This window comes from Streptomyces sp. NPDC001135 (assembly GCF_053598395.1).
The window spans coordinates 173,076-185,375 of record NZ_JBSFKD010000003.1 but is presented as its reverse complement, the minus strand read 5'-3'; the positions used below and the strand labels follow the sequence as shown (position 1 = coordinate 185,375).

At 68.9% G+C, this 12,300-nt stretch carries 15 protein-coding genes and 1 pseudogene; 7 read left to right on the top strand and 9 right to left on the bottom strand.

Annotated elements, in window-relative coordinates; all coding sequences use genetic code 11:
• Window positions 1-20: 20 nt before the first annotated feature.
• Both ACWC94_RS06140 and ACWC94_RS06135 read right to left on the bottom strand, forming a co-directional pair.
• Window positions 21-473 carry a GNAT family N-acetyltransferase gene (locus tag ACWC94_RS06140; protein WP_450795183.1) on the bottom strand — a complete coding sequence of 151 codons (453 nt, stop codon included), beginning with the start codon at window positions 471-473 and terminating at the stop codon, window positions 21-23.
• 9 nt (window positions 474-482) lie between these two features.
• Window positions 483-941 (bottom strand): MarR family winged helix-turn-helix transcriptional regulator, encoded by a 459-nt coding sequence (locus tag ACWC94_RS06135; protein ID WP_450795182.1) that lies wholly within the window; start codon window positions 939-941, stop codon window positions 483-485.
• A gap of 143 nt (window positions 942-1,084) precedes the next feature.
• On the opposite strand from ACWC94_RS06135, the gene ACWC94_RS06130 reads away from it, so the two are divergent.
• Window positions 1,085-2,293 (top strand): MFS transporter, encoded by a 1,209-nt coding sequence (locus ACWC94_RS06130; protein WP_450795181.1) that lies wholly within the window; start codon window positions 1,085-1,087, stop codon window positions 2,291-2,293.
• 115 nt (window positions 2,294-2,408) lie between these two features.
• Window positions 2,409-2,828 (top strand): GlcG/HbpS family heme-binding protein, encoded by a 420-nt coding sequence (locus tag ACWC94_RS06125; RefSeq protein ID WP_450795180.1) that lies wholly within the window; start codon window positions 2,409-2,411, stop codon window positions 2,826-2,828.
• A gap of 65 nt (window positions 2,829-2,893) precedes the next feature.
• On the opposite strand, the gene ACWC94_RS06120 is transcribed toward ACWC94_RS06125, so the two are convergent.
• A complete protein-coding gene (locus tag ACWC94_RS06120) occupies window positions 2,894-3,760 on the bottom strand; it encodes a GNAT family N-acetyltransferase (RefSeq protein WP_450795179.1) in 867 nt (288 codons plus the stop codon).
• Window positions 3,761-3,910: 150 nt separating this feature from the next.
• Here ACWC94_RS06120 and ACWC94_RS06115 point away from each other — a divergent pair.
• Window positions 3,911-4,545, top strand: a pseudogene (locus tag ACWC94_RS06115) (HAD family hydrolase).
• Window positions 4,546-4,575: 30 nt separating this feature from the next.
• Here ACWC94_RS06115 and ACWC94_RS06110 read toward each other — a convergent pair.
• The 5 genes from ACWC94_RS06110 to ACWC94_RS06090 all read right to left on the bottom strand — a co-directional run bounded on the left by ACWC94_RS06110 (window position 4,576) and on the right by ACWC94_RS06090 (window position 8,291).
• Window positions 4,576-5,058, bottom strand: coding sequence for an NUDIX domain-containing protein (locus ACWC94_RS06110; RefSeq protein WP_076089889.1), 483 nt, complete (start codon window positions 5,056-5,058; stop codon window positions 4,576-4,578).
• Between the two features lie 88 nt (window positions 5,059-5,146).
• Complete coding sequence (locus ACWC94_RS06105; RefSeq protein ID WP_450795178.1) at window positions 5,147-6,052, bottom strand: LysR family transcriptional regulator; 906 nt, start codon at window positions 6,050-6,052, stop codon at window positions 5,147-5,149.
• 217 nt (window positions 6,053-6,269) lie between these two features.
• Window positions 6,270-7,418 (bottom strand): cystathionine gamma-lyase, encoded by a 1,149-nt coding sequence (locus ACWC94_RS06100; RefSeq protein WP_450795177.1) that lies wholly within the window; start codon window positions 7,416-7,418, stop codon window positions 6,270-6,272.
• Window positions 7,415-7,906 (bottom strand): low molecular weight protein-tyrosine-phosphatase, encoded by a 492-nt coding sequence (locus ACWC94_RS06095; RefSeq protein WP_450795176.1) that lies wholly within the window; start codon window positions 7,904-7,906, stop codon window positions 7,415-7,417. The genes ACWC94_RS06100 and ACWC94_RS06095 overlap by 4 nt, the downstream gene beginning before the upstream one ends.
• 7 nt (window positions 7,907-7,913) lie before the next feature.
• Entirely contained in the window at window positions 7,914-8,291 is a 378-nt protein-coding gene (locus ACWC94_RS06090) for a phage holin family protein (protein ID WP_366752747.1), read from the bottom strand.
• Between the two features lie 60 nt (window positions 8,292-8,351).
• Between ACWC94_RS06090 and ACWC94_RS06085 the strand changes: the two genes are divergently transcribed.
• The 4 genes from ACWC94_RS06085 (at window position 8,352) to ACWC94_RS06070 (ending at window position 10,729) form a co-directional block, all read left to right on the top strand.
• Complete coding sequence (locus tag ACWC94_RS06085) at window positions 8,352-8,669, top strand: cupin domain-containing protein (protein WP_023548672.1); 318 nt, start codon at window positions 8,352-8,354, stop codon at window positions 8,667-8,669.
• Window positions 8,670-8,819: 150 nt separating this feature from the next.
• Window positions 8,820-9,032 carry a DUF5326 family protein gene (locus ACWC94_RS06080; protein WP_450795175.1) on the top strand — a complete coding sequence of 71 codons (213 nt, stop codon included), beginning with the start codon at window positions 8,820-8,822 and terminating at the stop codon, window positions 9,030-9,032.
• A gap of 218 nt (window positions 9,033-9,250) precedes the next feature.
• Window positions 9,251-10,192, top strand: a complete 942-nt coding sequence (locus ACWC94_RS06075; RefSeq protein WP_450795174.1) for an IclR family transcriptional regulator — start codon at window positions 9,251-9,253, stop codon at window positions 10,190-10,192.
• Window positions 10,193-10,291: 99 nt separating this feature from the next.
• A complete protein-coding gene (locus ACWC94_RS06070; protein ID WP_351241921.1) occupies window positions 10,292-10,729 on the top strand; it encodes an SsgA family sporulation/cell division regulator in 438 nt (145 codons plus the stop codon).
• 98 nt (window positions 10,730-10,827) lie between these two features.
• Here the strand turns inward: ACWC94_RS06070 and ACWC94_RS06065 are convergent, their stop codons facing one another.
• Entirely contained in the window at window positions 10,828-12,276 is a 1,449-nt protein-coding gene (locus ACWC94_RS06065; RefSeq protein ID WP_450795346.1) for a YibE/F family protein, read from the bottom strand.
• Window positions 12,277-12,300: the final 24 nt, after the last annotated feature.

The following is a 12,300-nucleotide window of genomic DNA, read 5'->3' as shown; positions in this document are numbered from 1 at the left end:
CGCCTTGCGGCCTGCGGTTGTCAGAGCCGCAGTTTGAAGCCTTCGTGCGTGGCACTGAAGCCGAGCCGTTCGTAGAAGCGGTGGGCGTCGGTGCGTGTCTTGTCGGACGTCAGCTGCACCATCCGGCAGTTGAGCCGCCGGGACGTGTCGATCGCCCACTCGACCAGCAGGCTGCCCAGCCCGCTGCCCCGTTCGTCGGTGTGGATGCGTACGGCCTCGATCAGTGCGCGGGTCGCTCCCTTGTGGGAAAGTCCCGGAATGATCGTGAGCTGGAGGGTTCCGATCACGCGGTCTTCACGGACGGCGACGACGAGATGCTGGTTCGGATCGGCGTCGAGTCGTTCCAGCGCGGTCCGGTAGGGGGACATGTCATCGGGGGACTCGCGCTGGGCACCCAGTGGATCGTCGGCGAGCATCGCGACGATCGCCGGAAGGTCGGCGACCGTCGCACGCCGTATTTCAAGATCTCCCATGCGCGCACCCTATGCCGGTACGTTCAGGGACTCCACGACCCGGACGAGTGGGGCCAGTTCGGGGTTCCTGGACGCTTCGTCCAGAGCCCGACGCAGGGCTGCGTCATTGGTCGGCCGCGCCTCCTCCAGCAGCCTCAGGCCCGCCTCCGTGACGTTGGTGTAGATACCGCGCCGGTCGGTGGGGCAGAGGTAGCGCTCCAGTAGTCCGCGGTCCTCCAGCCGGGTCACCAGGCGCGTGGTGGCGCTCTGGCTGAGAACGACCGCGTCGGCAACCTGCTTCATCTGCAGATGGCCACCCTCGCCGTCGTGCTGACGGCTCAGCACATCGAGCAGGGAGTACTCGCGCACGCTCAGGTCGTGCTGTGCCTGCAGCGCGCGCTCGATGTGCGCCTCGATCCTTCCGTGCAGCGCAGAGAGAGCGCACCAGCCCTGTGCGAGGGCGGTGAGCGCGGGGTCCGTCGCTGTCATGAGCGTTTCCTCCGTCCCGGAGTGGCTGCAATCAAGGATAGGGCAGGACCGAAATAGTGCGCGCTTGCAATTAACCAGCGTCTGCAACTATTGTGAACGCACGCAAAGCGCTCCTGCAATCGTCTGGGAAGGTGTCTCCCTCCATGCCTCTCGCGCTTCTGGCCCTCGCGATCGGGGCCTTCGGAATCGGAACGACGGAGTTTGTGATCATGGGCTTGCTGCCCCAGGTCGCGGACGACTTCGGGATCTCCATCCCCACCGCGGGCCTGCTGGTGACGGGCTACGCGCTCGGTGTGGTCATCGGCGCACCACTGATGACCGTGCTCGGCACCAAGGTCTCGCGCAAGCGGATGCTGATGCTGCTGATGGGCCTCTTCATCGCCGGAAACCTGCTCTCCGCCGTGGCACCCACCTTCGCGATCATGCTGCTCGGACGCGTGGTCGCCTCCCTCGCGCACGGTGCCTTCTTCGGCATCGGGTCGGTCGTGGCCGCCGAGCTGGTGGCGCCCGACAAGAAGGCCGGCGCCATCGCCATGATGTTCACCGGCCTGACCGTCGCCAATGTCGTAGGCGTTCCGCTCGGCACGCTCATCGGCCAGCACGTCGGCTGGCGCGTCACCTTCGGCATCGTCGCCGCTCTCGGGGTCGTCGGCCTCGCGGGCGTCGCCCAGCTGGTGCCGGAGATGCCGCGGCCCCAGGGGGTGCGTCTGCGGCACGAACTGGCCGCCTTCAAGAACGCCCAGGTCCTGCTCGCCATGGCGATGACCGTTCTCGGTTTCGGCGGCGTCTTCGCGGCCATCACCTACATCGCGCCGATGATGACCCACGTCGCCGGCTTCGCCGACGGCTCGGTCACCTGGCTGCTGGTCCTGTTCGGCCTCGGCATGGTCGGCGGCAACCTCATCGGCGGCAAGTTCGCCGACCGGGCCCTGATGCCGATGCTGTACGTCTCCCTGGGCGCCCTGGCCCTCGTCCTGGCTCTCTTCACGCTCACCGCTCACGACAAGATCTCGGCGGCCGTGACGATCGCCCTGATCGGCGCCCTGGGCTTCGCGACCGTACCGCCGCTGCAGAAGCGCGTGCTCGATCAGGCGCACGGAGCCCCGACGCTCGCGTCGGCCGTGAACATCGGAGCCTTCAACCTGGGCAACGCGCTGTCCGCCTGGCTCGGCGGCATCGTGATCGCGGCCGGCTTCGGCTACACCTCCCCCGACTGGGTCGGTGCCGCTCTCGCAGCGGCCGCCCTGGTCCTCGCCGTCCTCTCGGCGGCGCTGGAGCGGCGTGACGGCGCCCGCAGCACCCTGGTCGCCTCCGGGACGCCCGCTGGGCAGCAGACGCCGGTCCACCACTGAGCCTCCGGGACCCCGGGGCGCCTCACTTCCCCTACGCCACCGGTCTCCGTGCCGGGGGACGCCCCGCCGCTCCGGCAAGCCACCCATCTGAGCAATACCCGAGGAGAGAACGTCCATGAGCACCACCGCCGTCGCCCCGCTGTCCATCGAGGACGCCGAACTGCTCGTCGCCACGGCCCGCCGCGCGGCCGAGGGCGACGGAGTCACGGTCAGCGTCACCGTCCTGGACGCCGGCGGCCATCTGCTCGCCTTCCGCCGGGACGACCGGGCCGTGCTGATCTCCGGAGAGACCAGTACGCGCAAGGCCTACACCGCACTCCAGCTGAACGCTCCCACCGCCGACCTGGTCGACGCCGTCCAGCCCGGTGGCCTGTTCCACACCCTGCCCACGGCCCTCGACCGGCCCCTGCTGTTCATCGCGGGCGGTGTGCCCGTCCACCGGGACGGCCGGCTGATCGGTGCGATCGGTGTCGGCGGCGGTGCGCCGGAACAGGACCACGGTTTCGCCGCCGCAGCCGTGCGGGCGCTCACCTGATCACGCGGCCCCAGCCCCGGCCCCCTCGCACGACGCGGCGGGGCCGGGGCTCGTCGTACGAAGGCTCAGCCCGCGGCCACGGTCAGGGGAGCGAACCGCCGGGTCCAGTCCCCCGGTAGCTCCGTGATGCCGTACGTCATCACCGCGTTGAAGGCCACGGAAGCCAGCCCTCGCCCCTTCGCCCAGGCCAGCAGCTCCTCATGGCGCACGTCGATGTCGGTGCGCAGCGGACGGTCCGTGCCGGCCGCCAGCGAGGTGATGAGAGCCTGGGCGGTCGCGGTGTCCCGGGCGATCAGCGGGCCGACGACGTGGGTGTCCATATTGGGCCACGCGGCCGTGTAGCCGATGACGCGGCCGTCCTCCACGGCTACCCGCAACTGGTCGGCGAAGGCGGGCAGCCGGGTGATCAGGGGAGTGCGGTCGGCACCGAAGACCTCCTCGTCGAGCCTCAGGATCGCGGGAAGGTCCTCGGCGGTGGCCGTTCGGGTCAGCACGCCGCTTTCCGGCCCGCCGGGAGAGAAGCGGCCCGTCAGCATCTCCGCCCGGCCTGTCACCTTGAACCCCAGTTCCTCGTACAGAGGACGGCCGTTGGGCGTGGCGTGCAGGGTGAGCGGGGTGGTCCCCATGGTCGAGACGACATGGCGCATCAAGCGGCGCCCGATGCCCTGACGGGCATGGCGTTCGGCCACCAGAACCATGCCGATGGCGCAGAGATCGGTACGGTCCCACGAGCCGTACTCCGTGACGACGCACGCGGCGACAAGACCGCCCTGGGGATCGTCGATGCCGAAGCCCTTTCCGGCCGCGAGGAGGAACCCCCACTTGTGTTCCTCGCGTGGCCACCCCCGGTCTTCGGACAAGTCGGCGCAGGCGGCGAGATCGCGAAGCGTCAGGCGACGGATGGGCAGAGCGGCGAGGGAAGGAGTCGACACGCAGGTCAGGCTGGCCGACCGGCGCCCTCGGCGTCCAGCTGTTTCGACGTAGACACATGTGCTTTTGGCCATGCCGTGGCCATATGCACAGCCCGTGGACAGCAGCCGGTGTTTCACGTGAAACACCGGTAGCCGGTTAGCCTCCAGGCCATGGCGAGACTTCATCTCTTCGATCTTGACGGCACGTTGCTGCACGGAAGCACCGCACCAGTGGAGATTTCCCGTCAGTTGGGGTTGGAAGCGGAGACCGTGGCACTGGATCGGGCGATGGCGGAGGGGCGGATCGGTCCGCCGGAATACGCGGCGCAGGTGTACGACCTATGGGCCGATCTGACCGAGGCGCATGTCAGCGCCGCATTCGAGGGGGCACCTTGGCTGGCCCGCATCCGTGAGGTCTGGGTGGAGATCAGAAACGCGGGCGAATACTGCGCGGTGGTGTCACTCTCGCCGTCCTTCTTCGTGGAACGTCTTCTCGACTGGGGTGCTCACGCGGCGCATGGCTCCCGCTTCCCGGCCGTGCCGTTCACCGAGCCCGTCGATCCGTCCGGAGCGCTCAGCGCCGCGGCCAAGGTGACCATCGCGGACCGGCTCTGCGGGGAGTTCGGAGTCGCACGGGCGGACTGCGTGGCGTACGGCGACTCCATGTCCGACAAGGATCTTTTCGCTGCCGTACCGGTTTCGGTGCGGTCAATGCGGATGCCCACCTGGCCGGACTTGCGACCCATTCCTACACGGGACGCGATCTGTGGGACGCCTATGAACTGGTCGCCCTGCCCGGCACATGAGGGGCTTCCTGCGGTCGGGAGCGGGGAGCGTCACCCGAGGTCGGGCGCGTGCATGGCGCGTACGCCCTCGATGTTGCCGTCCAGGTAGTGGCGCAGCGACAGCGGGACCAGATGGACGGAGGCGATGCCGACGCGGGTGAAGGGGACGCGGACGATCTCGTACTCACCGGCCGGCTCGTCCACTTCGGGGCCGTGCCGCAGGGCTGGGTCCATGGACTCCAGCCGGCAGACGAAGAAGTGCTGCACTTTCACGCCGGTCGCGCCGCCGTCCTCGCCGATGTGTTCCACCGTGTCCACGAAGCACGGGACCACATCGGTGATCTTGGCGCCGAGTTCCTCGGACACTTCCCGGTGCAGGGCGTCCACGACGGTCGGATCTCCGGGCTCGACCCCGCCACCGGGAGTGACCCAGTAGGGATCGACACCGGGCTTGGTGCGCTTGATCAGGATCAGGTCGTCACCGTCCAGAAGAACGGCACGGGCGGTGCGCTTGACCACGGGTCGGACGGTCATGGGAGAAATGTGGCCCGGCTGGTTCCACGTGAAACATCGCAAAGCGTCATCGCGCGACCGCTGTACGTGGTTGGTGTGCCGGAGGGCATCAACACCAGGCCGTGGCCGCCCGCACCAGCCACTCGTGAGCCCGCGCTATGTGGGGCATGGCGAGGCTTCCGGTCCGCACCACCAGGAAGTAGGTGCGCAGTGGTGGTACCGCCGGGTCGTGCAGGGCTGAGACCGTGCCGTCGCCGAGGGCCGCGGCGCACAGATAGCGGGGCAGCACCGCGAGTCCGGCACCCGATGTCGCGCAGGCGAGAACAGCCCGTAGATCAGGGACGATGACCGTACCCGAGGCGACGGGGCGGGAGTCGAACACGGAGGCCCAGTAGCGCGAGACGAAGGGCAGCGACTCGTGGACCTCGACGACGGGCAGATTCTCCAGCGCGGGCGCCCCCTTCAGGCGCAGCGCCTCCGTATCGATCCGCTCGACCCACCGAGGGGCGGCGACCAGGACGTGTTCCTCGTCGCAGAGCGGAGTCGCGGTGAGCAGAGCACCGCGGGGCCGGACCGTGCTGATGGCCAGATCATGGTGTCCGGAGGCCAGTCCCTCCAGCGTTTCCTCCGCAGTGCCGAAGGAGGCACGCAGTGCGAAACCCTGGCCGTCGTCGCCGGTCAGCTCCGTCAGGGCGGGCAGGGCACGTTCGGCCGTGAACTCGGGCGGGCCGGCGAGGTGCAGGGTTCTGAGCGAGGACTCGTCGTCCAGGCCTCTCTCGGCTATCTCCACCAGGGCATCGAGATGGGGCGCGGCCTTGTGCGCGAGTTCGTCACCGATGGTCGTCGGGGTCACTCCGCGCGCCTGGCGAAGGAAGAGAGGCCGGCCCAGCTGCCGTTCCAGCGTGCGGATCTGCGAGGTGACGGCGGGCTGGGAGAGGCCGAGGAGAGCGGCGGCGCGGGTGAAGGAACCTGCCCGGTGCACAGTGACGAAGGTGCGCAGCAAGGCCAGGTCCATGGCGTGCCCTCCTCTGTCCCTGCCCTCCTTCGGCCCCCAGGCAGGCCCCAACTATAAATAAGTCGATAGGTCTCTGTCGCTAGCGTGATTGGACACTGACACAGAGTCAACTAGCCTTGTTCGCGCGGTTCTTCGCACGCGGAACCGATGACGGTCCGAGCCACGAGGGGGGAGGCTCGGACCGTTCCGCGACATCACCGGGCGGAAGGGGACGGGCTCACTCGGCGGACTCGTCCAGGGCACGCAGCAGGTCGGCGATCAGGTCCTCGGGGTCCTCGGCGCCCACGGACATGCGGATGAAGCTCTCCGGGACCGCGTCCCCGCCCCAGCGGCGGCGGCGCTCGGCCGTGGAGCGCACACCGCCGAAGCTCGTCGCGTCCTCGACAAGGCGCAGGGCCTCGAGAAAACGCTCGGCACGCGCGCGCGTGGGCAGCGTGAAGGAGACCACGCAGCCGTAGCGGCGCATCTGCTCCGAGGCGATCTTGTGCGAGGGGTCGTCGGGCAGCCCGGGATAGCGCAGGTCCGACACCTCGGGTCGCTGCCGCAGAGCCTCGGCGACCGCGAGGGCGGTGGCGTTCTGCCGGTCGACGCGCAGCTGGAGTGTGGCGATGGACCGGTGTGCGAGCCAGGCCTCCATGGGCCCGGAGATCGCCCCGGCGATCTTGCGCCAGCGCCTTACGGCGGCCATCGCCTCGGCATCGCGGCCGGTGACGTAGCCCAGCAGCACGTCGCCGTGGCCGGTGAGCTGCTTGGTGCCGCTGGCCACGGAGAAATCGGCGCCCAGGTCCAGCGGTCGCTGCCCGAGCGGGGTGGCGAGGGTGTTGTCGACGGCCACCAGGGTGCCCTGTGCGTGGGCCGCCGCCACCAGCCGCCGGATGTCGCACACGTCGAGCCCCGGGTTCGACGGGGACTCGATCCACAGCAGCCGGGCTCCCTCGAGGACCTCCAGCTGGGCGTCACCGCCGGTGGGGGCGGTACGCACCTCGATGCCGTACGCCTCCAGCTGGGCGCGGACCAACGGCAGGACCTGGTAGCCGTCGGAGGGCAGCACGACCGCGTCTCCCGTGCGTAGCTGGGAGAACAGCACGGAGGAGATCGCCGCCATGCCGGAGGCGAAGACCAGCGTCTCGACGTCGTCCCGCCCGGGTGCCTCCAGTTCACCGATGGCACGCTCCAGCAGCGTCCAGGTCGGGTTGTCGTCACGGCCGTACGAGTAGGGGCCCGTCACATCGCCGGGCAGGTGGAAGTGTGCCGCGAACACCGGTCCGGGCAGGGTCGGCTCATGCTTGACCGGCTCGGGCAGACCCGCGCGCACCGCGCGCGTGCCCTCGCCGGCACGACCCTGGTCCCTGGTGGTGTCGCTCATGCGGCCCGTCCTTCCAGCTGCTCGCGTACGGCGGTGAGCAGGCCGACGCTCGCCGTCTCCACCATTTCAAGACACTCCTCGAAGCCGTTCCGGTGTCCGTAGTACGGATCCGGCACGTCGAGGTCGTCGCCCGCGGCGGGGGCGTACGAGCGCAGGAGGCGGATCTTGTCCGCGTCCTCCTCGGTGGGCGCGAGGCGGCGCAGGGCCTTGAGGTGGCCGGTGTCGAGGGCGATCACGAGATCGAGGCGGGAGAACCACGACGGCTGGAACTGGCGGGCGACATGAGCGCTGTCGTAGCCGTGCTCTTCGAGGACCGAGACGGTTCTGGGGTCGGCGGGTTCGCCCTCGTGCCAGCCGCCGGTGCCGGCGCTGTCGGCCTCCACCCGGTCCTGGAGGCCGGCCTCCGCCACGCGCGCGCGGAAGACGGATTCGGCCATCGGGGAGCGGCAGATGTTGCCGGTGCACACGAAGCAGACGCGGTAGGTCATGACCCGCTCAGTCCTCGTCGGGCAGGACCACGTGCAGGGCCCAGGAGACGACCGAGATGATCAGACCGCCGACCACGGCCGTCCAGAAGCCGTCCACGTGGAAGCTCAGATCGAGCTTGCCGCACACCCAGGAGGTCAACAGCAGCATCAGCGCGTTCACGACCAGGGTGATCAGGCCCAGGGTCAGGATGAACAACGGGAAGGTGAGGACCTTCACGATCGGCTTGACCAGCCAGTTCACCAGGCCGAAGATCAACGCGACAACGATCAGCGTGCCGGCCTTCTTGGCCGTGCTGTCACCCGTAAGGGTGATCTTGTCCAGCAACCACACGGCAACCGCCAGAGCGCCCGCGTTGGCGATCGTCTTGACTACGAAATTCTTCATGTGTCTGATCGTGGCAGACCAGACCGACGATGAGCAGAGTGGTAAGGGCGGACAACGGCGATGAAGGCATTCCGGCTGGACGAACTGGAGGCGGAGCGCGCCGCCAACGAGGGGGCGTACCTTCAGTTCCTGCGGGAGCGGAACATGTCCGTCGGCCTGTACGCCCTCAACGCGGGCGAGCACGACCCGCAGAAGCCGCACAACCAGGACGAGGTGTACTTCGTCGTGAGCGGCCGGGCATCGATCACGGTCGGACTGGAGACGACCGAGGTGGCACGGGGCAGCGTGGTGTACGTGCCGGCCGGTGTCGCCCACAAGTTCCACCACATCAGCGAGGATCTGAGGGTTCTCGTCGTCTTCTCTCCGCCCGAGGCGTGAGCCCGGACCCCCAAGTTCCCTAGGGGACGGGTCAGGGGAGGACAAGGGACGCGAGGCCCCCGCCGGGCCCCGTGCCAGCCCTAGCATCGAGTGCAGAACAACGACGCTGTACCGAGAACACAGACGTACGAGACGCAAAGGACGAGGGCGATGCGAGAGATCTTCGCGGGACTGCCGTGGTGGGTGAAGTGGGTCGCGGTGCCGGTCATCGCCCTGGTCGTGTTCGGCGGCCTGATAGCGACCGTGGTCGGCTTCGTGATCGACCTGCTGTTCAAGGCCCTGGTCTTCGTGGCCCTGGTCGGCGGACTCATCTACCTCGTGCGCAAGCTCATGGCGAGTTCCTCGTCACGCAGCGACTGGTGACGGACGCGGGAACTGGTGACCGCTCACGGGATCACCGGTTTCCGGCAAGGTGATCACCGGCTTCCCTCGGGGGAGGGAAGTTTCCCCGGGAGGCCGTCTGTGGTCGGGGCGGGCGGTTAGAGTCCGGAACTCCCGCGGGGACCGGCCCCGCGGGCGGCGCAGATCCCCTCCGTGCCCTCCTCCGCACGGGCTGCCCCTCGCGCTCCGGGAGTAACCCCTTGGCCACGGTTGACACCACACCGGCAGAGCCCCACGCACCCCCCGCCCCACCGCGCACCTGCGCACCCCCCGCCCAGCGACCACCGGCCGTCGCGGTCCCCGAACAACCGCACCCCGCCGGCGCCTCGGGCCCACCGCACCGCACCGGTGCCTCAGAGCCGTCGCACCCCGCCGACACCCCCGGATCACCGGCCGCCGCGACGCTCATCGGATCCGTCCAGCGCGCCATGCGCCTGCTGGAGACCGTGGCCACACACGGCTACGGCGCCCCCGCCAAGCAACTCGCGCGGGAGACGGGCCTGGCTCTTCCGACGACGTACCACTTGCTGCGCACCCTGGTGCACGAGGGCTATCTGCGCCGTGAGAAGGGGCTGTTCTTCCTCGGCGAGGCAGTTGAGCGGCTGAGCAGCAGCGGAGCCCAGCAGAAACGTCGCAGCGCGGTGGCCGACACGCTCGCACACTGGCGCGATTCCATCGGGGTGCCGGTGTACTACGCGATGTACCGGGAGGGCGAGATCGAGGTCATGTGCGTCTCCGACTCCCCCGCGGCGCCGGCGGTCGAGGAGTGGGCCGACTTCCGCGAGACCGGCCACGCGCACGCCGTCGGGCAGTGTCTGCTCTCCCAGCTGGACGAGGACGCCCGCCGCGACCACCTCGCCCGCTACCCCGTGCAGTCCCTCACGCCGTACACGGTGCGCGACAACGATGCCCTGTTGCGGCGGCTGGCCCGGATGCCGCGCATGGAGCCGGTGGTGGAGCGTCAGGAGTACGCGCTCGGGACGGTCTGCGCGGCGGTGCCGATCACGGTCGGCGCCACCGTGGCCACGATGGCCATGTCGTTGCCGGCCGACCAGGCCGACCGGCTGATGCCCGCGGCCCGTCGGCTGCAGGCGGAGATCGGGCGGCATGCGGGGACCCTCGCCCTCTCTATCAGTATCTGAAAACTTACTCCTTGTGATCTCCCGTGTACGTTCAGCAAGATTTGACCACGGTTACAGGGATCAATCCCGGCCAGTCGATGTCATATGACGGGGTAGACGATGCGCGAGTCCGTACAGGCAGAGGTCATGATGAGCTTTCTCGTGTCGGAGGAGCTCTCCTTCCGTATCCCGGTGGAGTTGCGCTACGAGACCAGTGATCCCTATGCCGTGCGGCTCACCTTTCATCTGCCCGGTGATGCCCCGGTGACTTGGGCGTTCGGGCGTGAGTTGCTGATCGACGGCGTAGGCCGGCCGTGCGGAGAAGGGGATGTGCACATCGCTCCCGTCAGTTCCGATGTGCTGGGTGAGGTGCTGATCAGGCTTCAGGTCGGTTGTGACCAGGCTCTGTTCCGCTCCTCCACCCCTCCGCTCGTGGCCTTCCTGGACCGTACGGACAAGCTCGTGCCGTTGGGTCAGGAGGGCGCGCTGGCCGACTTCGACGCCCATCTGGACGAGGCCCTCGACCGCATCCTGGCCGAGGAGCAGAGCGCGGGCTGAAGCGTTACGGCAGGGGAGCCAGGCGTTCCGCCATGCCGCGTGGATGCATGCAGGAACGCTTCTGCGTGGCACTGTGTCCCGGGCCGTTCAACTCGGGCTCACCGCTTCCGGCGGCGGCCGCTGCCACCGCGTGCCGGGACGGGCTGTGTCCCTGCCGCGGCGGGGGTGTCCGGTCCGGGTCGGTCGGCCGCGACCACCAGGGCGGCGAGCGCGGTGGTGACCGGGACCGAGGCGACGAGACCGATCGAACCCACCAGCGTGCGCACGATCTCCTCGGCCACCAGTTCGCTGTTGGCCACGGTCCCGACACTGCTCTGCGCGATCGAGAACAGCAGCAGCAACGGCAGCGCGGCACCGGCATAGGCGAGGACAAGGGTGTTGACCACCGAGGCGATGTGGTCGCGGCCGATACGGATGCCGGCCCGGTACAGCCCCCGCCAGCCCATCGACGGATTGGCCTCGTGCAGCTCCCAGACGGCTGACGTCTGTGTCACGGTCACGTCGTCCAGGACACCGAGCGAGCCGATGATGACGCCCGCCAGCAGCAGACCGCTCATGTCGATCGACGGATACAGGCCGTGGATCAGGCCGGTGTTGTCGTCCGTGTTGCCGGTCAGGGTGGCCCAGCCGATGAAGAGGGAGCCGAGCGCACCGATCAGCGACAGGGAGATCAGTGTGCCGAGTACCGCCACCGACGTGCGCGCCGACAGACCGTGGCACATGTACAGGGCGATCAGCATGATGGCGCTCGCCCCGACCACTGCTACGAGCAGAGGGTTCGAGCCCTGCAAGATCGCGGGCAGGATGAACAGGGTCAGCACCAGGAAACTCACCGCCAGTGCGATGAGCGCCATGACGCCACGCAGCCTGCCGACCACCACGACGGCGAGCGCGAAGATCCCCGCGAGCAGTGTCATGGGGAACTTCCGGTTCACGTCGGCCACCGAGTACTGCAGGTTTCTCGGCGCCGAGGGTTCGTAGGCGACCACGACCTTCTCGCCCTGGTGCAGCTGCCGGGTCTGGTCCGGCTGCACGATCTCGGTGAACGTACGGCCCTTGTCCTTCCCGGTGTCGACCCGGACGGTCGCCTTCTTGCAGGTTCCCTTCGCCTCCTGTTGCGCCGAGGTGCCCTCGACGGTGGAGGTGTCGCCGGTCGGGGTGTCACCGGAGGCGTTCACCGACTGGCAGCTCACCTCGACGACCCTGCTGACCGTGGCCTGCTGTGTCTCCCGGTCGAAGCCCACGCCGGTGCGCTGGTGGGGCGGGGCTCCCCCAGGCCAGAGCACCAGCAGCCCGACGACGACCGCCGCGGTGAACGGGACCAGGATCGCGGCGATGACCTTGCGCAGGTGCTGGGAGACCGGGGCAGCGGGACTGTGGCTGTGGCTGTGGCCGTGCGTGTGACTGTGGCTTCGGCCGTGACCGCGGCCGTCGTTCCCACCGGATCCCCGCTCGGGGCCCCGGCCGTCGTCCCAGCCGAAGTCGGCCCCCTGCACCGAGTCCTCTCGATGGCGCGGCTCAGGGGGCTGATACGGGTACTGCTCCATCCTGGTCACCGCCCGATCATTGCA